Raw genomic sequence first — 26,296 nt, 5'->3', positions numbered from 1 at the left:
GTGCCGTTCGGGGTGCCGTTCGACGGTGCCGTTCGGCGCGACGTCGTGCGCGGTGGGCGCGCGCTCAGGGACGGCGCGAGCCTCAGAACGGCGGCCAGGGGATCGCCGGGTGCTCGCCGCGCGGCGCCGGCAGGGACCCGCGGTGCAGCAGCCGGTCGCAGCGGCGCGCGATGCAGTCGATCTCGAGGTCGGTGAGCAGGGGCGCCAGCGACGCGCCGAGCGCGCCGGCCAAGCCCTCGCGGACCGCCGTGACCGCGCCGCGCTCCTCGTCGGTGAGCGGCTCGCCGACCCAGCCCCAGAGCACGGTGCGCAGCTTGTGCTCGTGGTGGAAGGCGATGCCGTGGTCGACGCCGAAGCGGTGGCCGTCGGCCATCTCCAGCACGTGGCCGCCCTTGCGGTCGGCGTTGTTGACGACCACGTCGAAGACCGCCATGCGTCGCAGGGCCGGGGTGTCCTCGTGGACCAGCGCGATCGGCCGGTCGCGGGCGTCGAGGCCGTCGAAGACGTGGAGGTAGCCCGGCGGCACCTCGCCCTCGGGCACCAGCGTCACCGCCTCCTGCTCGGCGTCGGGCTCCTGCCACTGCTGCACCATGCCCGGGCCGTGCGGGCCCCCGCGCAGCCAGGTGCGGGGCACGACGCCCCAGCCGGTGGCCTCGGAGACCAGGTACGCCGCCACCTCGCGGTGGGCCAGCGTGGCCCCGGGGAAGTCCCAGAGCGGCTTCTCCCCCGCGATCGGCTTGTAGACCACGCGGGTGCTGCCGACGGTGCCGAGGAAGGTCGCGTTGGACGCCGGCATGATCCGGCCCTCGAGCACGAGCTCGGCCGACTCGAGCACGTCGAGCGGGTCGGAGGTCTCCACGGTGGTCAGACGCCCCGGGTCAGGGCTCGCGCCGCTTGAACCCGTTGGCGCGCACGCACAGGTGGCCCTCGGGGTCCATCGGGTTGCCGCAGAAGGGGCAGCTCGGACGACCGGCCTCGAGCACCTGCTCGCTGCGCTTGACGAAGGCTCGGGCCTGCCCGGCGGGCAGGCGCACCAGCAGCACCTCGTCGGGCTCGGGCTCCTCGAAGTCCTCGTCGACCTGGTCGGGGCTCACGACGGCGGCCTCGGTGAAGGGGAAGACCTCGATCACGACGCGCTCGTCGTCGGGGTCCCACGACAGCGTCATCGTGCCGGCGCGGAACTCCTCGTCGATCGGCTGCTCCAGCGGCGCGGTGTCCTCGGTGCCGATCGGTGCCACCGCGGGCACCAGGGCGTCGCTGAGGTCGCTCGACATCACGTCGTCGAGCAGCTCGTCGATGCGCTCGGCGAGCGCCGCGACCTGCTGCTTCTCGAGCGCCACGCTGACGACGCGGGCGCCGCTGCGGGCCTGGAGGAAGAACGTGCGGGCACCGGGCGGACCGACGGTGCCCGTGACGAACCGCTCGGGCGGGTCGAATCCGTGGACGACAGGCATGGGCTCCACCCTAGGGCTGCCCGGCAACGTCGCCGGGACCCGCTCCCCCACCCACCGCGGCGTCCGACGTACGCCGGGATCCGCGGGCCTTCTTCGGCGGCACCAGCCAGCCCAGGTCGCCGGCGTGGGTGTTGGTGGCGAGCACGTAGGGCCGGCTGTCGGTGTAGCGCACGATCGAGATCGACGCGGGGTCGACGTTGATGCGCTGGAAGAGGTCGAGGTGCATGCCCAGGGCGTCGGCCAGGACCGACTTGATGATGTCGCCGTGGCTCACCGCCACCCAGACGGCGCCGGGGCCGTGCTCGGCCTCGATCGCCGCGTCGTGGCGCCGCACGGCGGCCACGGAGCGGGCCTGCATGGTCGCCATCGACTCACCGCCCGGGAAGGCGGCCGCCGAGGGCTGCGACTGCACGACCTTCCACAGCTTCTCCTTGGCGAGGTCCTTGAGCGCGCGGCCCTGCCACTCGCCGTAGTCGCACTCGCTGATGCCCTTCTCGCTCAGCGTCGGCACCTCGCCGGCCTGGGCGGCCAGGAGCGCCTTGGCCGTCTGGCGACAGCGCTCGAGCGGGCTGGTGACGAGGGCCGCGAGGCGCACCGGGGCGAGGCGCTCCCCGGCCCGCTCGGCCTGCGCGCGGCCGGTGTCGTCGAGTTTGACGCCGGGGGTGCGCCCGGCGAGCACGCCGGAGGCGTTGGCCGTCGTGCGGCCGTGGCGGACGAGGATCACGGTTGCCATGGCGCCGAGCCTAGACAGCCGCTCCCACGGCCCGGCCGCCGTGGCCTACCGTGTGCCGGTGATCGTGGACAGTGCGCTCTACCGTGACGGCTCGCGCGTGCCGGTGGACTGCGGCCCCCAGGAGCTGCACGCGATGCGTGCCGCGGTGCGGCAACCGGGCGACTTCGTGTGGGTCGGGCTCCACCAGCCCGCCGAGCACGAGCTGGAGGACGTGGCGCTCGCCTTCGGGCTGCACCCGCTGGCCGTCGAGGACGCGGTCAAGGCCCACCAGCGGCCCAAGCTCGAGGTCTACGGCGACAGCCTCTTCCTGGTGCTCAAGACGCTCTGGTACGTCGACGAGGACGACGCCGTCGAGACCGGCGAGATCAGCCTGTTCATCGGCGCCGACTTCATCGTCACGGTGCGCCACGGGCAGGGCTCGGAGCTGCAGTCGGCGCGGCGCTACCTGGAGTCGAAGGAGTCCGTGCTGACCCACGGCCCGTCCGCGGTGGTCTACGCGGTGACCGACCGGGTCGTGGACGCCTACATCGCGGTCGTCGACTCGCTGCAGGAGGACGTCGACGAGGTCGAGGCGTCGGTCTTCTCCGACGTGCGCACCCGCGACGCCGCCCGGATCTACACGCTCAAGCGCGAGATCGCCGAGGTGCGGCGTGCCGTGATGCCGCTGCGCGAGCCGATGCGGCGCTTCGCCTACGGCGACGTCGACGGCATCGACGACGACGCCGCCCCCTTCTTCCGCGACGTCTCCGACCACCTGGTGCGGGCCGCGGAGTCGGTGGACACCCTCGACGCGCTGCTGTCGACGGCCTTCGACGCCCACACCGCCCAGATCTCGGTGCAGCAGAACGACGACATGCGCAAGATCTCCGCCGGCGTCGGGCTCGTCGCGGCGCCCACGCTGATCGCCGGGGTCTACGGCATGAACTTCGACCACATGCCCGAGCTGCACTGGGCCCTGGGCTACCCGATGGCGCTCGGCCTGATGGCGCTGACCTCGGGGCTGCTGTGGATGTTCTTCAAGCGCTCCGGCTGGCTGTGACGCGGGCCCCCGCCGACGGGCGGCCGGGTCAGGCGGCCAGGACGCCGGTGCCGACCAGCACCAGGACGGCCGTGCCCAGCACCACGCGGTAGACGACGAACGGCGTGTAGGACCGGGTCGAGACGTAGCGCAGCAGCCACGCGATCGCGGCGTACCCGACGAGGAACGAGACGACGGTGGCCACGATGGTCGGGGTCCAGCCGTAGGGGTTGTCGCCGCCCGGGATCTCGCGGAGCTGGAAGACTCCGGCGCCGACGACGGCGGGGATGGCCAGCAGGAAGGCGTAGCGGGTGGCGGCCTCGCGGTCGTAGCCGAGCAGGCGGCCCATCGAGAGCGTGGCCCCCGAGCGGGAGACGCCGGGCACGAGGGCGGCGGCCTGCGCCAGCCCCATGAGCACGGCGTCGCGCAGGGTGATCTGCTCGATCCGCTTGTCGGTGCGGCCGAGCTTGTCGGCCAGGCCCAGCACGAGACCGAGCACCACCAGCGTCGTGCCGATGATCCACAGGCTGCGGAAGTCGCGCTCGATGACGTCCTTGAGCGCGACGCCGAGCAGCACGATCGGGAGCGAGCCGACGATGATGAACCACCCCATGCGGGCGTCGAGGTGGCCGCGGTACTCAGGACGCACCAGGGAGCGCAGCCACGTGGTGGCGATGCGCCAGATCTCCTTGCGGAAGTAGATGAGCACCGCGAGCTCCGTGCCGACCTGGATGACGGCCGTGAACGCCGCGCCCGGGTCGCCCCAGCCGAAGAGCTCGGGGAAGATCCGCAGGTGGGCGCTGCTGGAGATCGGCAGGAACTCGGTGAGTCCCTGGATGACGCCGAGGACGATGGCCTGGAGGAGTTCCTGCACGGAGGAGGACTCTAGGCCCGTCGGACGCCGGTGTTCTCGACCACCACCGTCGTGGCGCGCCGTGCGTGGCGTCGGCCACTGGCTAGGTTGTCGCCATGCAGCAGCGCTCCCTGGGTCTGACCGGCCTGCAGGTCTCCCGCCTCGGCCTCGGCACGATGACCTGGGGCCGCGACACCGACGAGCACGAGGCCCGCGACCAGCTGGTCGCCTTCGTCGAGGCCGGCGGCACCCTCGTCGACACCGCGCCGGTCTACACCGAGGGCCGCTCGGAGCGGCTGCTCGGCTCGCTGCTGGGCGACGTGGTGCGGCGCGACGAGGTGGTGCTGGCCACCAAGGGCGGCCTCGAGGCGCACCGCGGCGGCGTGCGGGTCAGCACCTCGCGCGGCGCGCTGCTGGCCGGGCTCGACGCCTCGCTGGAGCGCCTGGGCGTCGACCACGTCGACCTGTGGCAGGTGCACACCTGGCACGACGGGACGCCGCTGGAGGAGACGCTGCACGCCCTCGACCTGGCCGTGACCTCCGGACGCGCGTCCTACGTCGGCGTGAGCAACTACACCGGCTGGCAGACCGCGCAGGCCGCCACGTGGCAGCGCGCCGTGCCCGGGCGGGTGCCGCTGGCCTCGACCCAGGTGGAGTACTCCCTGCTCCACCGCGGGATCGAGGACGAGGTCCTCCCGGCCGCACAGGCGCTCGGCCTCGGTGTGCTGCCGTGGTCGCCCCTGGCGCGCGGCGTGCTGACCGGCAAGTACCGCACGGGCATCCCGGCCGACTCGCGCGCCGCGGTCGACGAGTACGCCCCCTACATGGACCCCTACCTCGACGAGCGGGCCGCCGGCATCGTCGGCGCCGTGTGCCGCGCCGCCGACGGTCTCGGCTGGTCGCCGCTGCAGGTGGCCCTGGTGTGGGTCCGTGACCGGCCCGGGGTCACCTCGCCTATCGTGGGAGCACGTACGGCGGCACAGCTGCGGGTCGCCCTCGACGTCGAGGGTCTCGCGCTCCCGTCCGAGATCGCCGATGCTCTCGACGACGTCTCCGCCGACTGACTCCAGACCGCCCGCCACCTCACCAGGAGGCCCCGTGAGCCGCGCGCCCCTGCACCGACGTACCTCGTGGTCGCCCGTCGAGTGGGAGTTCGACAAGGTGACCTTCGACCGTCACTTCTCGCGCAACGTCGTCACCAAGCTGCTCGTCGAGCGGGCCGAGCACGGCGGCTGGGAGCTCGACCGGGTGCGGATCGGCTCCGACGGCACCCGCCGGGTCATCCTGCGGCGCAAGATCATCAAGGCCGTCCGCACCGCCTGAGCCCCTCCTGGCCGGTCCGGCGCCCTAGACGTCGTCGAGGAAGCGGTCGAAGACCCGCGCCCCGAACTCCAGCGCGTCGACCGGCACCCGCTCGTCGACGCCGTGGAAGAGCGCGGTGAAGTCGAGGTCGTCGGGCAGCCGCAACGGCGCGAACCCGTAGGAGCGCATGCCCAGGCGCCGGAAGTGCTTGGCGTCGGTGCCGCCGCTCATCAGGTACGGCGCCACCACGGCGTCGGGGTCCTCGGCGAGCAGGGAGCGCGTCATGGCGTCGACCAGGTCGCCGTCGTAGGGGGTCTCCCACGGCTGCTGGTGCGACAGGAACTCGATCTCGACGCCCTCGCCGGTCAGCTCCGCCAGCGTGGCGAAGAACTCGTCCTCGAAGCCGGGCAGGAAGCGGCCGTCGACGTGGGCGGTGGCCTCGGTCGGGATGACGTTCACCTTGTAGCCCGCCCCCAGCATGGTGGGGTTGGTGGTGTTGCTGATGACCGCGCCGAGCATCCGTGCGGCACCGCCGAACTCCTCGATCAGACGCGGCGCGTTCTCGGGGGTGGCCTCGACCCCGGCGAGGTCGCCGACGGCGGCGAGGAGCACCTGCATGGTCGGCGTGAGCCGCACCGGCCACTCGTGGGCGCCGATGCGGGCCACGGCGCCGCTGAGCCGGGTGACGGCGTTGTCGGTGTTGAGCATCGAGCCGTGCCCGGCCCGGCCGCGGGCGGTCAGCCGCATCCAGGCCATGCCCTTCTCGGCGGCCTCGATGAGGTACATCCGCCGGCCCCGCACCGTGGTGCTGAAGCCGCCGACCTCGCCCACGGCCTCGGTGACGCCGTCGAACTCCTCGCGGTGGTCGCGCACGAGCACCTCCGCGCCCTTGTGGCCCCCGGCCTCCTCGTCGGCGGTGAAGCACAGCACGACAGGGCGCGAGGGCACCCGCCCGGCGCGGGCACGGGCCCTGACCACGCTGAGCAGCATGGCGTCGAAGTCCTTCATGTCGACCGCGCCGCGGCCCCACACGTACCCGTCCTGGACCTCCCCGGAGAAGGGGTCGACCTGCCAGTCCTCGGCCGCGGCGGGGACGACGTCGAGGTGGCCGTGCAGCAGCAGCGCGTCGTCGCGCGAGCCGTCTCCCCCCCAGTGGGCCACCACGCTGGTGCGGCCCGGCTCGGACTCGTAGAGCCGGGAGGAGATGCCGACCTCGTCGAGCAGGGCTGCGACGTGCTCGGCCGCCTTGCGCTCGCCGGGACCCTCGGCGTCGCCGTAGTTGGAGGTGTCCATCCGGATCAGGTCGCGACAGATCTCGACGACCTCGCCGGCCGGGTCGTGCTCGGTCCCGGGGTGCGTGTCGGGGTGCGTGTCGGGGTGCGTGTCGGGTTGCTCGGAGGAGGGGTTGCCCATGGCGCCCAGCATGTCACCGAGGGCCCCGGAGGCCGACCCCTCGTGGGGGTGGGGCCCGATGCGGGACTTCGGCCGACGCTTTGTTACTGTTCCACCGCACTCGTCCGGGTGGCGGAATTGGCAGACGCGCTAGCTTGAGGTGCTAGTGCCCGTATTAGGGCGTGGGGGTTCAAGTCCCCCCTCGGACACTCAGAAGGCCCCGGCTCCACGGGGCCTTCTGTCATTTGCACGGGGTGCCGGGTGCACCGCCGGCGGCGCGGGACCCGCCCCTAGGCGGCCCGATCGTCGTGGTGGGAGCATGCGGCGGTGACGTCGCTCCAGCTCGTGGCCTCGCTGCTCCCCGTCGCCGTGGTGCTGATGGTCAGCGGGATCGTCCTGCGCTCCGTGCTGCGGGCCAGGCGCCGGGACGACCAGGCGGCGGTCAACCGGTGGTTCGTGGCGTACCTCGGCGCGCTCCTCGTCCTTCTCGCCATCGCCGCGGTCCTCGGCCGCGCCCTGCCGGAGTAGGCGCCCCGTCACCCTCGCCGAGCAGGCAGGGTGCGGCCCGCCGCGCGGACGACGGTGACCACGCCGTGGCACCGGTGCCACGCCACGGCGCGACCGGGCCCGTCCTGCGGGCTCAGTCGACCGCGGTGCCGTGTGGCTGGCGGGGGCCCTGCGGCGTCGTGCGTCGGGCACGACGCCGGTCGCGCCCGCGGAGCCACTGCTCGGTGTGGACCAGTCCGGTGAGGACCCCGCCGAGTCCGACCCCCGTGCCGAGGGAGGACGACACCGGGCTGCCCCACGCCACCACCGCGAAGAGAAGGACAGCGACGACCGTGAAGGCCGCCGCGAAGTGGGTCAGGCGGTCGACCAGGTCGCGGCGGTGCAGCAGCTGCCAGGCGGCACCCGACGCACCGCTGACGGCGGCCACGGCGGACAGGTCCGCGCCGGTGGCCCGCTCGTCGAGTCCCACCTGCGCCGACCAGACGAGTGCTGCCAGCGGAAGGACGAAGGCCGCGCCGTGGCGACGGGGTGACGGCGTGCTCACGACGCAGATGCTGCCTCCTCCGGGGCTCCGCGACCGCATCGCCGGCAGCGGCGGCCGAGACCCGGCCCACCGAGACCAGGCCCACCGACGCCCGGCGTCACCGGATCTGCTCGAGGAAGTCGGCGACGTGGGTGCGCAGGTCGGTGGCCAGACGTGACAGCTCCAGGCAGGCGCTGGTCATCTCGACCGCTCCCGTGCTCGTGGTGCGGGTGTCGTCGGTGATGGTGGCGACCTCGCCGGTCACCGCGGTCACCGCCGAGGCGGCCTGCGAGGTGGTCTTGCTCAGCTCCTGGGCGGCCAGCCGCTGCTCGCCCACGGAGCCGGCGATGACCGACAGGCTCTCCCCCATCCCGCGCACGCCCCCGGAGATCGTCTCGATGGCGGTGACGGCCTCGGTGGCGGCCGCGCGGATCTCCCCGACCTGGTCCTCGATGCGCACGGTCGCCTCGGAGGTCTGGGCGGCGAGGTTCTTGACCTCGGAGGCGACGACGGCGAAGCCCTTGCCCGACTCGCCGGCCCGCGCCGCCTCGATGGTGGCGTTGAGGGCGAGCAGGCGGGTCTGGGCGGCGACCTCGCTGATCACGCGCACCACGTCGCCGATCTCCTGGGAGGCCTTCACGAGACCGGCCACCGTCTGCTGGGCGGCGGCGGCCTCCGCCGAGGCCGCGACGCCGACCTCGTCGGCGCTGCTGGTCTGGGCCTCGATGGCCCCGACGGTGCTCGCGAGCTCCTCGACGGCGGCCGCGGCCATGGTGACGGCGTCGGAGGCGGTGACGGCCTGCTCGCCGACGACCTCCGCGCGGGTGGCGGTGCCCTCGGCCGTCGCGGCCAGGCTGCGCGAGGTCGACTCCATCTCGGTCGACGCGGCGGCGACCTGGTCGGAGAGGCCGAGCACGGCCCGCTCGAAGGCGTCGGCGAGCTCGAGACGGCGCGCGTCCTGCGCCGCGAGCTCGTCGTGCGAGGCGGCCATGGAGGTGGTGGCGGCGTTGATGGTGCCGGCGCCGGCCCGGAACGAGCCGACCATCCCCCGCACCAGGAACGTGCGGTAGAAGCGGCCGTCGCTGGCGAACTCCAGCGACGCCGAGGCCTCGCGCACGAAGGCGTCGGTGAGGTCGAGCAGGTCGTTGAGCGCGGAGCGGGCCTCGCGCAGCTCGGGGGCGTCGCCGAGCACGCCGACCCGGGGCTCCAGGTCGCCGCGGGCCGCGGCCCGGCACACGGCGGTGAGGGCCAGCAGCGCCGAGCGGTACGCCGCCGCCTCGGCGGCCAGGGCGGCTGCCGGGTCGGCGGGGTCGGTCCGGTCACCGGGGTCGGGCGGGTCGGCCGGGTCGGCGGGGTGCGCGGCCCCGACAGGACCGTCGTCGAGGAGCGTCATGCCGCCGCCCCCTCGGTCGGGGCCGCGGCGGCGTCGAGCGACCAGACCAGCTCGTCGTAGGTGGTGCCGCGGCGGGCGAGCAGGTCGTCCATCAGGGCCGAGGACGCGGCCAGCGCCTCCGGGGTGCTGGCGTGGCGGGCCTCCTCGGCGACGAGCGCGGCGTAGAGGGGGCGGACCTGGTCGAGCGCGGCCCGTGAGGCGGTGCGGCGGTTGGAGTGGTAGCCGACCACGGTGCCGTCGGGCCCGACGGTGGGGGTGACGTGGGCGAGCACCCAGTAGTGCCCGCCGTCGGCGCGCAGGTTGACGACGTAGGCGAAGATCTCCTCCCCCGCACCGACCCGCTCCCACAGCAGCCGGAAGACCGCGCGCGGCATGTCGGGGTGGCGGATGAGGTTGTGCGGGCGACCGACGAGGTCGGCCTCCTCGTAGCCGCTCATCTCGACGAAGAGCTGGTTGACGTAGGTCATCAGACCCCGGGTGTCGGTCTTCGACACGATGATCCGGTCCTCGGCGAAGGTGTGCTCGACCCCGGTGGGCCTGATCCGCTGCTGCCGCATGGCTGGTGTCTCCTCCCGGGCCGCCCTCGCGTGCCCTCGACGCCCCGATCGGCGGGTGGGGCGCCCGGCGTAGGACCTGCCACGGAGTCGGGACCAAGGTCCTGCGGAGTCGGGACCGAGGACACGCCGACCGGCCTCCAGATCTTGATTCGATCCAGAAAAGCCGCCAGAGTAGGCGCATGAGCACCTCACCCACCGTCGAGGACCGGCTGCGCGCTGCGCAGCTGCGGGTCACCAGGCCGCGGGTGTCCGTCCTGGCCGCGGTGCACCAGCGTCCGCACGCCGACACCGACACCCTCATCAGCGCCGTGCGGGCCGACCTCGGCGAGGTCTCCCACCAGGCGGTCTACGACGTCCTGCGCGCGCTCACCGGCGCCGGCCTCGTGCGCCGCATCCAGCCCTCGGGCTCGGTCGCGCGCTACGAGGCGCGCGTGGGCGACAACCACCACCACGTCGTGTGCCGCAGCTGCGGCGCCATCGGCGACGTCGACTGCGCCGTGGGCCACACGCCGTGCCTCACCGCCTCCGACGACCACGGCTTCGAGGTCGACGAGGCGGAGGTCGTCTACTGGGGCACCTGCCCCGCGTGCGCGGCCGCGCGCCCCGCCTGACCCCGATCAGCAGCCACCACCAGCCATCACCTCAGTGACCGCCACTCCCGAAAGGTTCCAGATGAGCGACAACCAGGACCAGAGCGCCGCGCAGGGCGACACCGCCCCGGTCAGCCCCCAGGGCGTCGACCGCAAGGCCGAGCAGGGCTGCCCCGTCATGCACGACGGCGCCACCGCGCAGGGCAGCGAGAGCGAGAACCCGGTCATCGACTCCCCCACCCCGACGACCGGCGGACGCCCGCACGGCCTCAAGGACTGGTGGCCCAACTCCCTCGACCTGTCGGTCCTGCACGTGCACTCGACCAAGAGCAACCCGCTGGGCGAGGACTTCGACTACAAGCAGGCCTTCGCCGGCCTCGACGTCGACGCGCTCAAGCAGGACGTCACCCAGGTGCTCCGCACCTCGCAGGACTGGTGGCCCGCCGACTTCGGCCACTACGGCGGCCTGATGATCCGCCTCAGCTGGCACGCCGCCGGCACCTACCGCATCTACGACGGTCGCGGCGGCGCCGGCGACGGCGGCCAGCGCTTCGCCCCGCTCAACAGCTGGCCCGACAACGCCAACCTCGACAAGGCCCGCCGCCTGCTGTGGCCCGTCAAGCAGAAGTACGGCACCAAGGTCTCGTGGGCCGACCTGCTGGTCCTCGCCGGCAACGTCGCCCTCGAGGACATGGGTCTGCCGACCTTCGGCTTCGGCTTCGGCCGTGAGGACGTCTGGGAGCCCGAGGAGATCTTCTGGGGCCCCGAGGACACCTGGCTGGGCGACGAGCGCTACACCGGCGAGCGCGAGCTCCACGAGTCGCTCGGCGCCGTGCAGATGGGCCTGATCTACGTCAACCCCGAGGGCCCCAACGGCAACCCCGACCCGCTGGCCTCGGCCCGCGACATCCGCGAGACCTTCGCCCGCATGGCGATGAACGACGAGGAGACCGTCGCCCTCATCGCCGGCGGCCACACCTTCGGCAAGACCCACGGAGCCGGCGACGCCGACCTCGTGGGCCCCGAGCCCGAGGGCGCCCCGCTGGAGGAGCAGGGCCTGGGCTGGAAGAGCCAGTTCGGCTCCGGCAAGGGCGTCGACGCCATCACCTCGGGCCTCGAGGTCACCTGGACCCGCACCCCGGTGCAGTGGAGCAACGACTACTTCGAGTTCCTGTTCGGCTACGAGTGGGAGCTGGAGAAGAGCCCCGCCGGCGCCTACCAGTGGGTGGCCAAGGACGCCGAGGACGTCATCCCCGGCCCGACCGAGGACGCCCCCCGGCGCAAGCCCACCATGCTCACCAGCGACCTCGCGCTGCGCGTGGACCCGGCGTACGAGAAGATCTCGCGGCGCTTCCTGGAGAACCCCGAGGAGTTCGCGCTGGCCTTCGCCAAGGCCTGGTACAAGCTGCTGCACCGCGACATGGGCCCGATCAGCCGCTACCTCGGCCCCGAGGTCGCCGAGCCGCAGCTGTGGCAGGACCCCGTGCCGGACGTCGAGGGCCCGCTGGTCTCCGACGCCGACGTCGCCCGCCTCAAGCAGGCGGTGCTGGCCACCGACCTGACGGTCTCCGAGCTCGTCGCCACGGCGTGGGCCTCGGCCGCGACCTTCCGCTCCACCGACAAGCGCGGCGGAGCCAACGGGGCCCGCATCCGCCTCGAGCCGCAGCGCGGCTGGGAGGTCAACCAGCCCGAGCAGCTCGAGCGCGTGCTCGGCGTGCTCGAGGGCGTCCGCAGCGACTTCAACGCCGCGGGCGGGGCCCAGGTCTCGCTGGCCGACCTCATCGTGCTCGCCGGCTCCGCCGCGGTGGAGAAGGCCGCCGCCGACGCCGGGGTCGAGGTGACCGTGCCGTTCCGCGCCGGTCGCACCGACGCCACCCAGGAGCAGACCGACACCGACTCCTTCCGGGTGCTCGAGCCGCGCGCCGACGGGTTCCGCAACTACCTGCGCCCCGGGGAGAAGACCCAGCCCGAGGTGCTCCTGGTCGACCGCGCCTACATGCTCGACCTCACCGCGCCCGAGATGACCGTGCTGGTGGGCGGTCTGCGCGCCCTCGGCGGCAACGTCGGCGGCACCGCCCACGGCGTGCTCACCGACCGGCCCGGCGTGCTCACCAACGACTTCTTCACCCACCTGCTGTCCCCCGGGACCCGCTGGAAGGCCTCGGAGTCGGAGGAGAACATCTACGAGATCCGCGACGTCGCCACCGACGAGGTGCGCTTCACCGCCACGCCGGTCGACCTGATCTTCGGGTCCAACTCGCAGCTGCGGGCGCTGTCGGAGGTCTACGCCGCCGACGACGCGCGGGAGAAGTTCGTGGGCGACTTCGTCAAGGCCTGGACCAAGGTCATGGAGCTCGACCGCTTCGACCTCGACTGAGCGACGACCCCAGCACCACCCCAGCACCACCCCAGCACCACCCCAGCACCACCCCAGCACCACCACAGCACCACCACGGAGCCGCAGGTCCTCGGACCTGCGGCTCCGTGCCGTCGGTGGTGCAGCCGGCTCAGTCGGCGTCGGCCAGCTCCGCGGGCCTGGCCCGCAGCTGGAAGGAGCGGCCCGTCACCACGGTGGGGCGCAGCTCCACGACGTCGTACGTCAGGCCCTCCAGCCAGCTCTGGCGCACCTCCGCGTCGAGCCGGTGCTCCTCGCGCTCGTCGAGGCGGCGCAGCCGTCCGCGGGCCACGACCGACCACGCCGACGACGTGTCGTGCCAGTCGATCTCGAGCGCCACCTCCGAGTGCAGGGCCGCCGCGAGCAGCTTGCCGCCGGCCGCGGTGCGGAAGAGCAGCGCTCCGTCGTCGACGACGTAGTTGATCGGCACCAGGTGGACCTCGTCGACCAGCCGGTAGGCCAGACGTCCCAGCTCGTGCCGGGCCAGCCGCTCCCAGCACTCCTCGCTCGTGAGCTCGCCGGCAGCCGCCGGCCCGGTCGGTGCGCTGGCTGTGTCCATGCTGCGAGCCTGCCGTGGCCGGCCCCCGACCCGCAGGGGCGAAGGTCCCGCGGACCGGGGCCCTGGGACAGGTCCGCGACGGGCGGTGCGCGAGGAGCGTGGGGGTGACGGGACAGTCCCGTCACCGACCCGGGAGGACCCGCCACCATGGACAGCACCCGCCCCACCGACCAGACCGCGCCCGGCCGGCCCGGCGACACCGTCGTCGTGGCCGTCGGCGCCGAGGGCGCTGCCGGCGCGGTCGCCTTCGCGGTGCAGGAGGCCGAGCGCCACCACGCCCCCGTCCACGTCGTGCACGTCGTGCGTGCGGGGGCGGCCAACGGCTACCCCGAGCTCCTCGCCGACGTCTACGCCGCCGCCGACGACACCGTCAGCAGCGCCGTCCGGCTGGCGCGCGACCTCGGGGGGCCCGGCACGGTCGTCACCGGCGAGCGCCTGGACTCCGGCGGGCTCGTCCACGACCTGGTCGACCACGCGCGTCACGGCGCCCTCCTGGTGCTCGAGCGACGCACGACCAGTCGGCTGCACCACGTGCTGACCCGCTCCACGCTCAACGGCGTGGCGGCCCGGGCCGCGGTGCCCGTCGTCTCGGTGCCCACCGGCTGGCAACGGCCCCCGGCCGGCGCGGCCTCGGTGGTCACCGTGGGCGTGCAGGACGCGGGCGAGGCCGACCCGCTCCTGCGCACGGCCTTCGAGCTGGCCCGCGAGCGCGGGTCGAGCCTGCGGGTGGTGCACTCCTGGTGGGCCCGTGGGCTCTGGTCCCCCGTCATCGACACCACCGTGCGCGCCGACTGGGAGGGCCGCGCACGCCGGGAGCTGGAAGCGGCCGTCGAGCCCCTGCGCGCCGGCTTCCCCGAGGTGCCGGTGGTGCTCCACGTGCGCCCCGAGCCGCCGGTCGAGGCCCTGCTCGACGCGGCCGGCCGCTCCGGCCTCGTCGTGGTCGGCCGGCGGCACCACCTCCTGCCGGTCGGGTCGCACCTCGGGCCGGTCGCCCGGGCCGTGCTCGACCACGCCACCTGCCCCGTGCTGATCGCCCCGGAGGCTGTCGCACCCCGCCGCTCGCGCACCCGGCGGGCCGCGGCCACGACGGGCGGCTGACCCGCGCTCACCGGGCGCCGGGCATCCTCGGGGCCATGAGCGAACAGAGCCCCGCCGTCACCCCCGACACCTCGAGTGCACCCGGCACCACGCCCGGCACGACCGCGCCCGGCACGACCATGCGCGCCGTCGGACTGCGTCGGTGCCTGCCGGTCACCGACCCCGAGTCGCTCGTCGACGTCGAGCTGCCCCGCCCCGAGGTGGGCCCGCGCGACCTGCTCGTCGAGGTGCGGGCGGTGTCGGTCAACCCCGTCGACACCAAGGTCCGCAGCGGCGCGATCCCCGACGACCGCGCCGACGAGCGTCCCGACGGGGTGCGCGTGCTCGGCTACGACGCGGCGGGCGTGGTGGTCGAGGTCGGCTCCGAGGTCGAGCTCTTCGCGGTCGGCGACGAGGTCTACTACGCCGGCCACCTGATGCGGCAGGGCTCCGACGCCGAGCTCCACGCGGTCGACGAGCGCCTCGTGGGGCGCAAGCCCTCCACCCTCGGGTTCGCCGAGGCGGCCGCCCTCCCGCTGACCGCGATCACCGCCTGGGAGGGCCTCTTCGACAAGCTCCGCCTCCACGAGGCCAGTCAGGGCACGCTGCTGCTGCCGGGAGCCGCCGGCGGCGTCGGCTCGATGGTGCTCCAGCTGGTGCGCGAGCTGCTGCCCGGTGTGCGGGTGGTGGCCACGGCGTCACGGGCCGAGTCCCGGGCCTGGGTGGAGCAGCTGGGCGCAGCGGCCGTCGTGGACCACCGTGCCGACGACCTGCTCGACCAGGTGCGCCTCGCCGCTCCCGACGGCGTCGCCTGGGTCTTCACCAGCCGCGTCGAGCAGCCCGGCCAGCTCGAGCTCTACACCGAGGTCCTCGACCCCTTCGGCGAGATCGTCGCCATCGACGACCCCGAGGTCCTCGACATCGCCGCGCTCAAGCCCAAGAGCCTCTCGGTGCACTGGGAGCTGATGTTCACCCGCGCGCTGACCGGCGGCGAGCAGCAGCGCAGCCAGCACGACCTCCTCGACCGCGTCGCCGACCTCGTCGACGCCGGACGTGTGCGCTCCACCGCCACCACCGTCCTGTCGCCGCTCGACGCCGCTACGCTGCGACGGGCCCACGGCCTGGTCGAGGACGGCCACGTGGTGGGCAAGGTCGTCGTCGCAGCAGCAGGAGAGGTCCCGGCGTGAAGATCGGCATCGACAGCTTCGTCTCGGTGGTCACCGACCCCGACACCGGTCGCGAGATCGGTCCCCAGGAGCGGGTCGCCCACCTGCTGGAAGAGGTCGAGCGGGCCGACCAGGTCGGCCTCGACAGCTACGGCATCGGGGAGCACCACCGCAGCGAGTACCTCGACTCCGCACCGGCCGTGCTGCTGGCCGCCGCCGCGGCACGCACGCGTGACATCCGGCTCAACAGCGCCGTGACGGTGCTCAGCGCCAGCGACCCGGTCAGGGTGTTCCAGGAGTTCGCCACCCTCGACCTGGTCTCCGGTGGTCGCATCGACCTCGTCGTCGGGCGCGGCTCCTTCGTGGAGTCCTTCCCGCTCTTCGGCCTCGACCTCGACGACTACGACTCGCTCTTCGCCGAGAAGCTCGACCTGCTGCTGCGGCTGCGCGAGCAGCCCCACGTGACCTGGTCGGGCCGGCACCGTCCCGCCCTGACCGGCCAGGGCGTCTACCCCCGGCCCGTGCAGGACCCCTTCCCGATCTGGGTCGGCGCGGGCGGCACCCCGTCGTCCTTCGCCCGCGCCGGTGGCTTGGGCCTGCCGCTGATGGTGGCGATCATCGGCGGGCAGCCCGCGCGGTTCAAGCCGCTGGTCGACCTCTACCGCGAGACCGGGCGCCGCGCCGGCCACGACCCGGCCACCCTCAAGGTGGGGCTGCACTGCTTCGGCTTCGTCGGCGACAGCGACGAGCAGGCCGCCGACGACTTCTACCCCGGCTGGCAGGAGATGTTCACCAAGATCGGTCGCGAGCGCGGGTTCGGTGCCCCGGGACGCGCGCAGTACGACGCCACGGTCGCCCCCGACGGGGCCTTCCTGATCGGCTCCCCCGAGACGGTGGCGCAGAAGATGCTGCGCATCGACGCCGACCTCGGCGGCGTCAGCCGGATCTCGCTGCAGATGACCAACATCCGTCTCGCGCACGACAACCTCCTGCACGGCATCGAGCTGCTCGGCACGGAGGTCGCACCCCGCGTGCGCCGGGCGCTCGACGGCTGAGCGCCGCGCCACCCCGGGCCGCACCGGGCGGCACCGGGGTGAGGCTTTGCCGGGGAAGTCCTCACCCCGGGCCGGGCGGGGCCGACCGGGAGGGGGACCCCCTGTCCAGCGACACTCCCCGGAAGGCTCCCCCATGCCGATCCCCCGCAGCCTGGCGGCGACCGCGGTCGCCGTCCTCGCCGTCTCCGGCCTCGCCACCACCGCCGACGCCGCCCCGCGCGACCGAGACGGCGACGGCATGTCCGACCGCTACGAGCGCCGTCACGGCTTCGACCCGACCGAGGCCGGTGACGCCCGCGGCGACGCCGACAAGGACGGCCTCAGCAACCGTCGCGAGTCGCAGGAGCGCACCGACCCGCGCGACGAGGACACCGACGGCGACGGCCAGGACGACGCCGACGAGCTGCGCGGCACGGCGCGCGGCTCCGACCCGCGCGACGACGACAGCGACGACGACGGCACGCTCGACGGCGACGAGGACACCGACGGCGACGACGTGGCCGACGAGGACGAGGACGACGCCCGCGAGCCCTGCGCCAAGGACGACGACGACTCCGACTCCGACGGCGTCGCCGACGAGGACGAGAACGAGCTCGGGCTCGGCTCCGACGACTCCGACTCCGACGACGACGGCACGCCCGACGGCGAGGAGGACTCCGACGACGACGGACGTCTCGACGAGGACGGCGACGACCACGGCGACGACGCCTGCGACGGCGACCGGGACGGCGACGGCCACCACGACGAGGACGAGGACGACCTCGTCGGGGCGATCGTCTCCTTCGACGCCGTCACGGGCGAGCTCGTGGTCGGCTCCGGGACCGACACGCTGACCGGGCTGGTGACCGACGACACCGAGATCGAGCTCGAGACCCGTGACGAGGACCACGACGACTCCGACGACGACTCCGATGACGACGGGGACGACGACGGGGACGACGACGGGGACGACGACGGGGACGACGACGGGGACAAGGACGGCGTCGTGGACCGCCGCCGCGGCGGCGACGACAGCGGGAGCACCGCCGACCTCGTCGTGGGGGCGGAGGTCGCCGAGCTGGACTTCGTGCGCGGCACCGACGTCCTGGAGGAGGTCGTGGTCTACGTCGTGCCCGCCGGCGGCTGAGCCCACCGGCGCGGGCATGGGGCGGCGGGGCAGGATGGGGCCTGCCCGCCGTCCCACGACCTGTCCGAGGAGCACCCGTGCCCGTCACCCGAGGCTTCAGCGGCCGTCCGCGCCGGGGCCGTCCCGACCGGCTGCCCCCGGGGCAGTACGACACCGGCCGCGACTGGCCGGTGCTCACCGCCGAGGTCGCCCCCGTCGTCGACCCCGCCCGCTGGTCGCTGACGGTCGACGGCGAGGTCGAGCGGTCGACCACGTGGAGCTGGGACGAGCTGCGTGCGCTGCCGGGCTCGACGTACGACGGGGACATCCACTGCGTGACGACCTGGTCGATGCTGGGGACCAGCTTCACCGGCGTCTCCGTCGACGCGCTGCTCGACGCCGCCGGCCCCACGACGTCGGCCACCCACGTGATGGCGCACGCCACGACCGGCTACACCACCAACCTGCCGCTGGCGGACCTGCGCGGCGGCAGGGCGTGGGTGGTCTGGGAGCACGAGGGCCGTCCGCTGCCGGCGGAGCACGGCGGCCCGGTGCGGCTGCTGGTGCCCCACCTGTACTTCTGGAAGTCGGCCAAGTGGGTCACCCGCCTGGAGCTCATGGACCGTGACCGCCCGGGCTTCTGGGAGACCAACGGCTACCACGACCGCGGCGACCCGTGGCTGGAGCAGCGCTACCAGGGCGACCCGTGAGCACCGCCCCCGCCGCGGCCGCCCCGGTCGGTCGCTGGACGACCGGCCGCGTGGTGGAGGTCGTCCACGAGGGCACGGCGCTGCTGCGGGTGCGCCTCGAGGTCGCCGACCGCGTCGACCACCTCCCCGGGCAGCACTACGTGGTCCGCCTGCGCGCCGACGACGGCTACACCGCCCAGCGGTCCTACTCCGTGGCCTCCGACCCGGGCGACCCGCTCCTGGAGCTGCTGGTCGAGCACCTGCCCGGCGGTGAGGTCTCCGGCTTCCTCCACGAGGTGCTCGAGGTCGGCGACGTGCTCGAGCTGCGGGGGCCGATCGGCGGCTGGTTCACCTGGGGCGGGGCCGGCGACCTCGTGCCGGCCGTGTGCGTCGTCGGCGGCACCGGCGTCGTGCCGGCCGTGGCGATGCTGCGCCACGCCCGGCGGCTCGGGGTGAGCGACCGGCTCCGGGTCGTCGCGGTCGGGCGCACCCGTGCCGCCCTGCCCTACGCCGAGGAGCTGCGAGCCGCCGGCGCGCTCGTGGCGCTGACGCGCGAGAACCTCACCGGCGCCGACGGGTCGGTGCGGGTGGCGGCCCCGCCGTACGTCGACGAGGTGCGCGACCTGGTGGAGGGTGTCGACCGGGCCTACGTGTGTGGCTCGGCCGGGTTCGCCTCCTTCGCCACCCGGCTGCTCGGAGAGGCCGGGATGCGCGCGACGGGGATCAGGGTCGAGCAGTTCGGGGCCAGCGGCTGACCCGTACCCTCGGGCCCATGACCACCCCCTTCCGCGTCGGCTTCGTCACCGGGGCCACCCCCGACAAGTGGGCCGAGACGTGGCGCCGCCGCTCCCGCGTGCCGCTCGAGCTGGTGCCGGTGGAGGAGCCGGAGCAGGAGGAGGGTCTACGCGACGGCACGCTCGACATGACCCTGGTGCGGCTGCCCGTCGACCGCGACGTGCTGCACTGCATCCCGCTCTACGAGGAGGTGCCGGTCGTGGTGGTCGGCCACGAGCACGTCGTGACGGCCGTCGACGAGGTGGAGCTGGCCGACCTGGCCGAGGAGCAGCTGGTGCGGCCCCACGTGAGCGGCTGGCGGCCCGAGGCGCCGCAGCTGGCGTGGCCGGTGATGAGCCTGCCCGAGGCGGTGGAGACCGTGGCCGCCGGCACCGGGGTGCTGCTGGCGCCGATGTCGGTCGCGCGGCTGCTGCGACGCAAGGACACCGCCTACCGGCCCGTCGTCGACCTCCCCCCGACCCGGGTGGGCCTGGCGTGGCGGCTGGACCGCGACGACGAGCGGATCCAGACCTTCATCGGCATCGTGCGGGGCCGCACGGAGCGCAGCTCTCGCGGCTGACACCCCCGGGTCATCGGCGCGGGCCGGTCGCCGGGATCCGGTGAGCGGACATCCGCGGTCGGACATCGCCCGCAGGGGTGAGCCGGGTTGTGCTCGCAGCGCGCCGCCTGACATGGTCGAATGTCCGATTCTCGCGCCCCGCGCGGGTCGGGCCCGTCCCAGTGCCCCGATCGACCGAGGAGGCGGCGTCCCCGCGCCGAGACCCGTGACGACACAGCAAGAGCGACCGAAGTCCACGCCGACACCAGCGGAGACCGAGCGCGCCCCGCGCGCCCGCGACGCGTTCGAGTCCCCCACGGGGGCCGTGATCCCGCAGCACATCGAGACCCACCCCGCCCTCGACCGCCCGGTCGAGGAGGGGCGCCCGGCCCGCCCCGGCCTGGACAAGGCCGTCTTCGGCGTCACGGCCGCCCTGGCCGTCGCGTTCCTGGTCTGGGGCTTCGTCAGCACCGACTCGCTGGCCTCGGCCTCCAGCGACGCGCTGACCTGGGTGATGACCAACACCGGCTGGCTGTTCGTGCTGACCACCAGCTCCTTCGTGGTGTTCGTGCTGTGGCTGGCCCTGGGCAAGTACGGCCGGATCCCCCTGGGCCGTGACGACGACGAGCCCGAGTTCCGGACCATCTCGTGGATCGCGATGATGTTCAGCGCCGGCATGGGCATCGGCCTGATGTTCTACGGCGTCAGCGAGCCACTCACCTTCTTCACGACCCCTCCCCCGGGCACCGGCGAGGCGGGCAACCCCGAGGCCGCCCAGACGGCGCTGGCCACCACGATGTTCCACTGGACCCTGCACCCGTGGGCCATCTACGCCGTCGTCGGTCTCTCCATCGCCTACGGCGTCTACCGCAAGGGCCGCGTGCAGCTGGTCTCCGCCGCCTTCGAGCCGCTGCTGGGCCGTCACGCCCGCGGCAAGGGCGGCAAGGTCATCGACATGCTGGCGATCTTCGCCACGCTCTTCGGCTCCGCCGCCTCCCTCGGCCTGGGCGCGATCCAGATCCGCAGCGGGCTCGAGATCGTCGCCGGCATCGGACCGGTCGGCAACGGCGTGCTGGTGGGCATCATCGCGGTGCTCACCGTGGCCTTCGTGCTCTCGGCCGTCTCGGGCGTGGCCAAGGGCATCCAGTGGCTCTCCAACATCAACATGGTGCTCGCGGTGGCGCTGGCGCTCTTCGTCTTCGTCGTCGGCCCGACCGTCTTCATCCTCAACCTGGTGCCGACCTCGATCGGCAGCTACGTCGGCGACCTGCCGATGATGGCCGCCCGCACCGGCGCCGAGGGGGCCGAGACGCAGGAGTGGCTGCAGTCCTGGACGGTCTTCTACTGGGCGTGGTGGGTGTCCTGGACCCCCTTCGTCGGCATGTTCCTGGCCCGCATCTCGCGCGGTCGCACCATCCGCCAGTTCGTCACCGGGGTGCTGCTGGTGCCGAGCGCGGTCAGCCTGCTGTGGTTCTGCGTCTTCGGCGGCACGGCCATCGACCTGCAGGACAGCGGGATCGACGTCTTCGGCGACGGCGCGGCGGAGTCGCAGCTCTTCTCGACCCTCGACCAGTTCCCGCTGGCCACGGTGGCCAGCGTCGTCGTGATGGTGCTGGTGGCCATCTTCTTCGTCTCCGGCGCCGACGCCGCCTCGATCGTCATGGGCACCCTCTCGGAGGGCGGCACGACCGAGCCGCGCCGACCCACGGTGGTCTTCTGGGGCGTGGCCACCGGCGCCGTCGCCGCGGTGATGCTGCTGGTGGGCGGCGACGACGCCCTCACCGGGTTGCAGACCATCACGATCGTGGCGGCGCTGCCCTTCGTCGTCGTCATGATCGGCCTGGCGGTCTCGCTGGTGAAGGACCTCTCGACCGACCCGCTGGTGGTCCGCCGCCAGTACGCCGTCGAGGCGGTCGAGAGCGCCGTGGTCGCCGGCGTCACCGAGCACGGCGACGACTTCGTGCTCTCCACCGAGAAGGACCCCGACGCGGCGTCCGACCCGGTGCCCGACCCGGCGCGCACCCCGGGCGCCTGACGAGCGGCACCCGCGGCACGACGAGCGCGTCAGGGGCGCCCGCAGGTCACCAGCTGGTGGCCAGCGGGCGCCCCTCGGCGTATCCCGAGGCCGACTGCACGCCGATGACCGCGCGCTCACGCAGCTCGGCCAGCGACGCAGCACCGGCGTAGGTGCACGCCGAGCGCACGCCCGAGCAGATCTGGTCGATGAGGTCCTCCACCCCCGGACGGGCCGGGTCGAGGTACATCCGCGAGGACGAGATGCCCTCCTCGTAGAGCCCCTTGCGGGCGCGGTCGAAGGCCGACTCGGTCGAGGTGCGGTTCGCCACGGCGCGCGCGGAGGCCATGCCGAAGGAGACCTTGTAGGCCCGGCCGTCGGAGTCGGTCACCAGGTCGCCCGGCGACTCGTGGGTGCCCGCGAACCAGGAGCCGATCATCACGCTCGAAGCGCCGGCCGCCAGCGCCAGCGCCACGTCGCGCGGGTGGCGTACGCCGCCGTCGGCCCACACCCGGGCCCCCAGGTCGCGCGCGGCCGCCGAGCAGTCGAGCACGGCACTGAGCTGTGGGCGCCCCACCCCGGTCATCATCCGGGTGGTGCACATGGCGCCGGGACCCACGCCGACCTTGACGACGTCGGCGCCGGCCTCGACCAGCGCCCGGGTGCCCTCGGCCGACACCACGTTGCCGGCCACCACCGGCACCTGCGGCGAGAGCGCCCGCACGGCGCGCAGCGCGTCGACCATGCGGTCCTGATGGCCGTGGGCGGTGTCGACGACGAGGCAGTCCACGCCCGCGGCCAGCAGGTCGGCGGCCTTGCCGGCCACGTCGCCGTTGACGCCGACGGCCGCGGCGATCCGCAGACCGCCGGTCGCGTCCACGGCCGGGGTGTAGACGGTGGCGCGCAGCGCCCCGGTGCGGGTGAGCACGCCGGCGAGGGTGCCGTCGGGGTGTACCGCGACGGCCACGGCCGCGCGGGCCCGGTCGATGGCGTCGAAGGCCGCACGCGGGTCACTGCCCGCGGCGATGGTGACCGGCTCGGTGTTCATCACGTCGCCCACCTGGGCGAAGCGGTCGACGTCGGTGCAGTCGGCCTCCGACACGACCCCCACGGGACGCCCGTCCTCGACCACGACGGCGGCACGGTGTGCGCGCTTGGGGATCAGCGACAGCGCCTCGGCCACCGTCTGGTGGCGCCCCAGCACGATGGGGGTGTCGAGCACGTGGTGGCGCTCCTTGACGTAGCGCACCACGTCGGCCACCACCGGGATCGGGATGTCCTGGGGCACGACCACGAGACCGCCGCGACGTGCCACGGTCTCGGCCATCCGCTTGCCGGCGATGGCGGTCATGTTGGCGACCACCAGCGGCAGGGTGGCGCCGGTGCCGTCGTCGGTGGCGAGGTCGACGTCGTAGCGGCTGGCCACCGCCGAGGAGCGGGGCACCATGAAGACGTCGTCGTAGGTCAGGTCGTACGGCGGAGCCGCGTCGGAGAGGAAGCGCACGGGGCGCGATGCTACGCGCCGGTGCCGACGACGGGCCCGGGACCGGGCGCGGTGCGGGCCCCTACCCGAGGTCGCGGCCGAACATCTCGGCCGTGGCCCGCGCGGTGGGGCTCCCGGCGTCCAGGTCGGCCCCGAGGGCGAGCAGGGCCGCGACCACGTCGTCCTCGCCCTTGAACACCGCCCCGGCGAGGGGGGACTGACCCCGGTCGTTGAGCCGGTCCACGTCGGCACCCCGAGCGGCCAGGGCCGAGGTCGTGACCGCGTGGCCGTGGTAGGCGGCGAGCATGAGCAGGGTGTTGCCCGCGGCGTCGGTGAGGTCGACCGGCACGCCGGCCTCGACGTAGGCCAGCAGGCGCTCGGTGTGGCCCTCGCGGGCCAGGTCGAACATCTGGTGGGCCAGGTCGATCAGCTGCTCGTCCATCGAGCCAGTATGTCGCGCAGCCCCGGGGACCGGGCCGGCGAGGGGTCACCGGCCATGTTTGCGCTCCCATAGGCTGACGCCCATGTCGTTCCTGGACCCCGGCGCCCCCGAGGCGCTCGCCACGACCCTCACGGCCGCGTTCACCGCTCGCTTCGGCGCGGAGCCGACGGTGGTCGCCCGCGCGCCCGGCCGGGTCAACCTCATCGGTGAGCACACCGACTACAACGCCGGCCTCGTGCTCCCGGTGGCCCTGCCCCACGCCACCTACGCCGCGGTGCGGCCCCGCGAGGACGGCCGGCTGCGGGTCGGCAGCCTGCAGGCCGAGGGGTCGTGGGAGGGCGACCTGGCCGACCTGGGTCCCGACCTCGACGCCGGCTGGGCCGGCTACGCCGTGGGCGTGGTGTGGGCGCTGGGCCGCGACGGCCTCGACGTCACGGGCCTCGACGTCCTCGTCGACTCCACCGTGCCCCTCGGCGCCGGGCTGTCGAGCTCGGCGGCACTGGAGTGCTCGGTGGGGGCAGCGGCGCTGTCGCTCCTCGGGGTGGGCCTCGACCCCGAGGGCGCACGACGCCTGGTCGCCGCGGCCATCAGCGCCGAGACCGAGGTCGTCGGCGCCCCGACCGGGGGCATGGACCAGACCGTCTCGGTCCACGCCGCCGCGGGCACGGCGCTGCTCGTCGACTTCGCCGACGGCTCGACCCGCGACGTCGTCCTCCCCCTGGCCGCGGCCGACCTCGTGCTGCTGGTCACCGACACGCGGGTCAGCCACGCGCTCGTCGACGGCGGCTACGCCTCACGCCGCGCCGACTGCGAGGAGGCCGCGCGCCGCCTCGGCGTGCCCACGCTGCGCGAGACCACCGCGGAGGCCGTGGAGCTGCTCGACGACGAGCGGCTGCGCCGACGCGCGCGCCACGTCGTCACCGAGATCGCCCGGGTCACCGAGGTGGTCGACGCCCTCGCCGCGGGCGACTGGGGTCAGGTCGGACGCTGCTTCCTGGCCTCCCACGTCTCGATGCGCGACGACTTCGAGATCTCCTGCCCCGAGCTCGACGCCGCGGTCGAGACCGCGGTGCAGGCCGGTGCGCTGGCCGCGCGGATGACCGGTGGCGGCTTCGGAGGCTCGAGCGTGGCCGTGGTGCCCGCCGACCGTGTCGAGGCCGTCGCCCGCGCCATCGACGCCCGCTTCGTGGCCGACGGCTTCCGGGCGCCGGCCCACCTGGTGGCCACGCCGTCCGCCGGCGCCGGGATCGTCGCGCGCTGAACGACCGCGGCCCCGACGCCGACGGCGCCGGGGCGGACGCCGGGGCGGATCAGGTCGAGGAGACGCCGATCCGGCCCTCGCGGAAGGCCCGCACGAAGAGCTCGTGGTCGTCGCGCACCTGGTCGGCGTAGGACAGCCCGAAGTCGGTGACCCAGGAGGTGAACTCGCGGCGGCGGCCCTCGAGGCTGGCCGCGATCGCCTCCTCGACCTGGAAGTCCACGAGGTCCTGGTCGCTGTCCTCGTCGGAGGCGCAGTGGATCTTGGCCGTGGCGCGACCCAGCAGGTCGACGACGTGCGCGATGTCGTCGGGCTCGGTGAGGTCGCGCCAGTCGAGGTCGACCTCGTAGGGCGAGACCTCGGCGACGACGTAGCCGGTGCCGTCGACCTCGGTGAACCCGAGCAGCGGGTCGGTGTGCACCTGCAGCGCGCGCTGGCTGACCACGGTGCGGTGGCCCTCGTGCCGGAAGTAGGACTCGACCGCGCTGGTGTCGACGAAGCGGCTGATCGCGGGCACGTTGGCCTGCTTCATCGACAGGATCACGTCGTTGTCGAGGGCCTGGCTGGCGCCCTCGATGAGCAGGTTGTAGGCAGGCAGACCGGCGCTGCCGATGCCGAAGCCCGACTTGCCGACGACGTCGCGCAGGTCGTAGAAGAGCGCCCGGTCGGAGCGGCGGTCCTCGGGGATCGACTCGAGGTAGAGCGCGTAGGCCTGCTCCACCTTGCGGCGCTCGGCCTGGCCGAGGCGGCGCACGGAGCGGTCGTCGAGGAAGACCCTGCTGCCCTCGGAGCGGTGGGTGTTGGCGTCGAGGAGCTCGGCGCGACGCTGCTGGCGCGCGTCGACCAGCGCGGCGTGGATCGGGCCCTCGGTGTTGTCGAGGTGCAGGGCGAAGTCGTCCTCGTCGCTGCGGCGGTACTCGTCGACCTGGGCGAGGTAGGCCCGCAGGTAGCGACCGATCAGGCGCCGCACGTCGTCCTCGGGCAGCGCCTTCTGCCAGCCGACCAGGGCGAGGGACGCCGCGAAGCGCTGCAGGTCCCACACGAAGCGCCCGAGGTAAGCCTCGTCGAAGTCGTTGACGTCGAAGACCAGGCGACCGTCGGAGTTGAGGTAGGTGCCGAAGTTCTCCACGTGCAGGTCGCCGTGGACCCAGATCCGGCCGCTGCGCTCGTCGCTGAAGGGGTCGCCCCCGTGCTCGCCGTCGCCGGTGACGTCGGCGTAGAACAGGCACGCCGTGCCGCGGTAGAAGGCGTGCGGGTCGGAGGCCATCTTGCGGTACTTCCCGCGGAACGCGGTCGGGTCGGCCTCCATGAGCGGCGCGAAGGCGTCGCCCAGGGTCGAGACGATCAGGTCGGTACGGCGCTCTGCGCCGGCGTCGGTCGGAGCCATGGGTGCAGTCT

Annotated in this window: 27 protein-coding genes and 1 tRNA gene; 16 read left to right on the top strand and 12 right to left on the bottom strand. The window is 73.8% G+C overall.

Features of this window, described 5'->3' with window-relative positions:
- Positions 1-82 precede the first annotated feature (82 nt).
- From ASF50_RS08455 to ASF50_RS08445, 3 genes are read right to left on the bottom strand one after another with little or no spacing between them, the layout of a single operon-like run.
- Positions 83-859, bottom strand: coding sequence for an SCO1664 family protein (locus ASF50_RS08455; protein ID WP_156697887.1), 777 nt, complete (start codon positions 857-859; stop codon positions 83-85).
- Positions 860-878: 19 nt separating this feature from the next.
- Positions 879-1,454 (bottom strand): DUF3090 domain-containing protein, encoded by a 576-nt coding sequence (locus ASF50_RS08450; protein ID WP_056864678.1) that lies wholly within the window; start codon positions 1,452-1,454, stop codon positions 879-881.
- 10 nt (positions 1,455-1,464) lie between these two features.
- Positions 1,465-2,187 (bottom strand): histidine phosphatase family protein, encoded by a 723-nt coding sequence (locus ASF50_RS08445; RefSeq protein WP_056904047.1) that lies wholly within the window; start codon positions 2,185-2,187, stop codon positions 1,465-1,467.
- Here ASF50_RS08445 and corA point away from each other — a divergent pair.
- Entirely contained in the window at positions 2,186-3,226 is a 1,041-nt protein-coding gene (gene corA / locus ASF50_RS08440; RefSeq protein WP_162242278.1) for a magnesium/cobalt transporter CorA, read from the top strand. The genes ASF50_RS08445 and corA overlap by 2 nt on opposite strands.
- A gap of 28 nt (positions 3,227-3,254) precedes the next feature.
- On the opposite strand, the gene ASF50_RS08435 is transcribed toward corA, so the two are convergent.
- On the bottom strand, positions 3,255-4,079 hold the full coding sequence (locus tag ASF50_RS08435) for an undecaprenyl-diphosphate phosphatase (protein ID WP_056904046.1): 825 nt from the start codon (positions 4,077-4,079) through the stop codon (positions 3,255-3,257).
- A gap of 95 nt (positions 4,080-4,174) precedes the next feature.
- On the opposite strand from ASF50_RS08435, the gene ASF50_RS08430 reads away from it, so the two are divergent.
- Both ASF50_RS08430 and ASF50_RS08425 read left to right on the top strand, forming a co-directional pair.
- A complete protein-coding gene (locus ASF50_RS08430) occupies positions 4,175-5,122 on the top strand; it encodes an aldo/keto reductase (RefSeq protein ID WP_056864405.1) in 948 nt (315 codons plus the stop codon).
- 34 nt (positions 5,123-5,156) lie between these two features.
- The gene (locus ASF50_RS08425) at positions 5,157-5,381 is read left to right on the top strand and encodes a DUF5703 family protein (RefSeq protein ID WP_193661619.1); all 225 of its coding nucleotides are present in this window, start codon (positions 5,157-5,159) and stop codon (positions 5,379-5,381) included.
- A gap of 24 nt (positions 5,382-5,405) precedes the next feature.
- On the opposite strand, the gene ASF50_RS08420 is transcribed toward ASF50_RS08425, so the two are convergent.
- Positions 5,406-6,773, bottom strand: coding sequence for a M20/M25/M40 family metallo-hydrolase (locus ASF50_RS08420; RefSeq protein WP_082503063.1), 1,368 nt, complete (start codon positions 6,771-6,773; stop codon positions 5,406-5,408).
- A 102-nt stretch (positions 6,774-6,875) separates the two neighbouring features.
- Between ASF50_RS08420 and ASF50_RS08415 the strand changes: the two genes are divergently transcribed.
- A tRNA-Leu gene (locus tag ASF50_RS08415) sits at positions 6,876-6,961 on the top strand.
- Positions 6,962-7,079: 118 nt separating this feature from the next.
- Positions 7,080-7,280: a hypothetical protein gene (locus ASF50_RS08410; protein WP_056904045.1), complete on the top strand. Its 201-nt coding sequence runs from the start codon at positions 7,080-7,082 to the stop codon at positions 7,278-7,280.
- Between the two features lie 112 nt (positions 7,281-7,392).
- On the opposite strand, the gene ASF50_RS08405 is transcribed toward ASF50_RS08410, so the two are convergent.
- The 3 genes from ASF50_RS08405 to ASF50_RS08395 form a co-directional block, all read right to left on the bottom strand.
- On the bottom strand, positions 7,393-7,803 hold the full coding sequence (locus tag ASF50_RS08405) for a hypothetical protein (RefSeq protein WP_156718152.1): 411 nt from the start codon (positions 7,801-7,803) through the stop codon (positions 7,393-7,395).
- Positions 7,804-7,900: 97 nt separating this feature from the next.
- Positions 7,901-9,175, bottom strand: a complete 1,275-nt coding sequence (locus tag ASF50_RS08400; RefSeq protein ID WP_056904043.1) for a methyl-accepting chemotaxis protein — start codon at positions 9,173-9,175, stop codon at positions 7,901-7,903.
- Complete coding sequence (locus ASF50_RS08395) at positions 9,172-9,732, bottom strand: PAS domain-containing protein (RefSeq protein WP_056904042.1); 561 nt, start codon at positions 9,730-9,732, stop codon at positions 9,172-9,174. Before ASF50_RS08395 ends, ASF50_RS08400 begins: the two co-directional genes overlap by 4 nt.
- A gap of 179 nt (positions 9,733-9,911) precedes the next feature.
- Between ASF50_RS08395 and ASF50_RS08390 the strand changes: the two genes are divergently transcribed.
- Complete coding sequence (locus tag ASF50_RS08390; RefSeq protein WP_056864401.1) at positions 9,912-10,343, top strand: Fur family transcriptional regulator; 432 nt, start codon at positions 9,912-9,914, stop codon at positions 10,341-10,343.
- A 61-nt stretch (positions 10,344-10,404) separates the two neighbouring features.
- Complete coding sequence (gene katG / locus ASF50_RS08385) at positions 10,405-12,699, top strand: catalase/peroxidase HPI (RefSeq protein ID WP_056904041.1); 2,295 nt, start codon at positions 10,405-10,407, stop codon at positions 12,697-12,699.
- Positions 12,700-12,829: 130 nt separating this feature from the next.
- Here katG and ASF50_RS08380 read toward each other — a convergent pair whose 3' ends face one another.
- Positions 12,830-13,276, bottom strand: coding sequence for a pyridoxamine 5'-phosphate oxidase family protein (locus ASF50_RS08380; protein WP_056904040.1), 447 nt, complete (start codon positions 13,274-13,276; stop codon positions 12,830-12,832).
- Between the two features lie 147 nt (positions 13,277-13,423).
- Here ASF50_RS08380 and ASF50_RS08375 point away from each other — a divergent pair, with 147 nt between their 5' ends.
- The 8 genes from ASF50_RS08375 (at position 13,424) to ASF50_RS08340 (ending at position 21,736) form a co-directional block, all read left to right on the top strand.
- Positions 13,424-14,374: a universal stress protein gene (locus tag ASF50_RS08375; RefSeq protein WP_056904039.1), complete on the top strand. Its 951-nt coding sequence runs from the start codon at positions 13,424-13,426 to the stop codon at positions 14,372-14,374.
- A gap of 35 nt (positions 14,375-14,409) precedes the next feature.
- Positions 14,410-15,540, top strand: coding sequence for a zinc-binding alcohol dehydrogenase family protein (locus ASF50_RS08370; RefSeq protein ID WP_235557592.1), 1,131 nt, complete (start codon positions 14,410-14,412; stop codon positions 15,538-15,540).
- Positions 15,537-16,574 carry an Atu2307/SP_0267 family LLM class monooxygenase gene (locus tag ASF50_RS08365; protein ID WP_056904038.1) on the top strand — a complete coding sequence of 346 codons (1,038 nt, stop codon included), beginning with the start codon at positions 15,537-15,539 and terminating at the stop codon, positions 16,572-16,574. The genes ASF50_RS08370 and ASF50_RS08365 overlap by 4 nt, the downstream gene beginning before the upstream one ends.
- 133 nt (positions 16,575-16,707) lie before the next feature.
- Complete coding sequence (locus tag ASF50_RS08360; RefSeq protein ID WP_056904037.1) at positions 16,708-17,700, top strand: hypothetical protein; 993 nt, start codon at positions 16,708-16,710, stop codon at positions 17,698-17,700.
- Positions 17,701-17,777: 77 nt separating this feature from the next.
- Positions 17,778-18,389 (top strand): sulfite oxidase-like oxidoreductase, encoded by a 612-nt coding sequence (locus tag ASF50_RS08355; RefSeq protein WP_056904036.1) that lies wholly within the window; start codon positions 17,778-17,780, stop codon positions 18,387-18,389.
- The gene (locus tag ASF50_RS08350) at positions 18,386-19,123 is read left to right on the top strand and encodes an FAD-binding oxidoreductase (RefSeq protein ID WP_235557591.1); all 738 of its coding nucleotides are present in this window, start codon (positions 18,386-18,388) and stop codon (positions 19,121-19,123) included. The genes ASF50_RS08355 and ASF50_RS08350 overlap by 4 nt, the downstream gene beginning before the upstream one ends.
- Positions 19,124-19,140: 17 nt before the next feature.
- Positions 19,141-19,722, top strand: coding sequence for a LysR substrate-binding domain-containing protein (locus ASF50_RS08345; protein ID WP_056904034.1), 582 nt, complete (start codon positions 19,141-19,143; stop codon positions 19,720-19,722).
- Positions 19,723-20,026: 304 nt separating this feature from the next.
- Positions 20,027-21,736 carry a BCCT family transporter gene (locus ASF50_RS08340; RefSeq protein ID WP_056904033.1) on the top strand — a complete coding sequence of 570 codons (1,710 nt, stop codon included), beginning with the start codon at positions 20,027-20,029 and terminating at the stop codon, positions 21,734-21,736.
- A gap of 46 nt (positions 21,737-21,782) precedes the next feature.
- Here ASF50_RS08340 and ASF50_RS08335 read toward each other — a convergent pair whose 3' ends face one another.
- Both ASF50_RS08335 and ASF50_RS08330 read right to left on the bottom strand, forming a co-directional pair.
- A complete protein-coding gene (locus tag ASF50_RS08335) occupies positions 21,783-23,162 on the bottom strand; it encodes a GuaB1 family IMP dehydrogenase-related protein (protein ID WP_414855735.1) in 1,380 nt (459 codons plus the stop codon).
- Between the two features lie 118 nt (positions 23,163-23,280).
- On the bottom strand, positions 23,281-23,640 hold the full coding sequence (locus ASF50_RS08330; protein WP_056904031.1) for an ankyrin repeat domain-containing protein: 360 nt from the start codon (positions 23,638-23,640) through the stop codon (positions 23,281-23,283).
- An 82-nt stretch (positions 23,641-23,722) separates the two neighbouring features.
- On the opposite strand from ASF50_RS08330, the gene galK reads away from it, so the two are divergent.
- The gene (gene galK / locus ASF50_RS08325; protein ID WP_056904030.1) at positions 23,723-24,901 is read left to right on the top strand and encodes a galactokinase; all 1,179 of its coding nucleotides are present in this window, start codon (positions 23,723-23,725) and stop codon (positions 24,899-24,901) included.
- Positions 24,902-24,950: 49 nt separating this feature from the next.
- Here galK and ASF50_RS08320 read toward each other — a convergent pair whose 3' ends face one another.
- Entirely contained in the window at positions 24,951-26,285 is a 1,335-nt protein-coding gene (locus tag ASF50_RS08320; RefSeq protein WP_056904029.1) for a DUF2252 domain-containing protein, read from the bottom strand.
- Positions 26,286-26,296 lie beyond the last annotated feature (11 nt).

Source organism: Nocardioides sp. Leaf307 (assembly GCF_001423135.1).
GTDB classification, from domain to species: domain Bacteria; phylum Actinomycetota; class Actinomycetes; order Propionibacteriales; family Nocardioidaceae; genus Nocardioides; species Nocardioides kribbensis.
This window is presented reverse-complemented; position numbering and strand designations above follow the sequence as displayed.

What these genes read in the sequence shown, in the direction of transcription:
- ASF50_RS08320 (WP_056904029.1), bottom strand. Translation starts at nt 26,285, where the DNA reads ATGGCTCCGACCGACGCCGGCGCAGAGCGCCGTACCGACCTGATCGTC.
- ASF50_RS08390 (WP_056864401.1), top strand. Translation starts at nt 9,912, where the DNA reads ATGAGCACCTCACCCACCGTCGAGGACCGGCTGCGCGCTGCGCAGCTG.
- ASF50_RS08400 (WP_056904043.1), bottom strand. Translation starts at nt 9,175, where the DNA reads ATGACGCTCCTCGACGACGGTCCTGTCGGGGCCGCGCACCCCGCCGAC.
- ASF50_RS08445 (WP_056904047.1), bottom strand. Translation starts at nt 2,187, where the DNA reads ATGGCAACCGTGATCCTCGTCCGCCACGGCCGCACGACGGCCAACGCC.
- ASF50_RS08330 (WP_056904031.1), bottom strand. Translation starts at nt 23,640, where the DNA reads ATGGACGAGCAGCTGATCGACCTGGCCCACCAGATGTTCGACCTGGCC.
- ASF50_RS08345 (WP_056904034.1), top strand. Translation starts at nt 19,141, where the DNA reads ATGACCACCCCCTTCCGCGTCGGCTTCGTCACCGGGGCCACCCCCGAC.
- ASF50_RS08380 (WP_056904040.1), bottom strand. Translation starts at nt 13,276, where the DNA reads ATGGACACAGCCAGCGCACCGACCGGGCCGGCGGCTGCCGGCGAGCTC.
- ASF50_RS08335 (WP_414855735.1), bottom strand. Translation starts at nt 23,162, where the DNA reads ATGGTGCCCCGCTCCTCGGCGGTGGCCAGCCGCTACGACGTCGACCTC.
- ASF50_RS08420 (WP_082503063.1), bottom strand. Translation starts at nt 6,773, where the DNA reads ATGGGCAACCCCTCCTCCGAGCAACCCGACACGCACCCCGACACGCAC.
- ASF50_RS08360 (WP_056904037.1), top strand. Translation starts at nt 16,708, where the DNA reads ATGCCGATCCCCCGCAGCCTGGCGGCGACCGCGGTCGCCGTCCTCGCC.
- ASF50_RS08430 (WP_056864405.1), top strand. Translation starts at nt 4,175, where the DNA reads ATGCAGCAGCGCTCCCTGGGTCTGACCGGCCTGCAGGTCTCCCGCCTC.
- ASF50_RS08375 (WP_056904039.1), top strand. Translation starts at nt 13,424, where the DNA reads ATGGACAGCACCCGCCCCACCGACCAGACCGCGCCCGGCCGGCCCGGC.
- galK (WP_056904030.1), top strand. Translation starts at nt 23,723, where the DNA reads ATGTCGTTCCTGGACCCCGGCGCCCCCGAGGCGCTCGCCACGACCCTC.
- corA (WP_162242278.1), top strand. Translation starts at nt 2,186, where the DNA reads ATGGCGCCGAGCCTAGACAGCCGCTCCCACGGCCCGGCCGCCGTGGCC.
- ASF50_RS08450 (WP_056864678.1), bottom strand. Translation starts at nt 1,454, where the DNA reads ATGCCTGTCGTCCACGGATTCGACCCGCCCGAGCGGTTCGTCACGGGC.
- katG (WP_056904041.1), top strand. Translation starts at nt 10,405, where the DNA reads ATGAGCGACAACCAGGACCAGAGCGCCGCGCAGGGCGACACCGCCCCG.
- ASF50_RS08370 (WP_235557592.1), top strand. Translation starts at nt 14,410, where the DNA reads ATGAGCGAACAGAGCCCCGCCGTCACCCCCGACACCTCGAGTGCACCC.
- ASF50_RS08395 (WP_056904042.1), bottom strand. Translation starts at nt 9,732, where the DNA reads ATGCGGCAGCAGCGGATCAGGCCCACCGGGGTCGAGCACACCTTCGCC.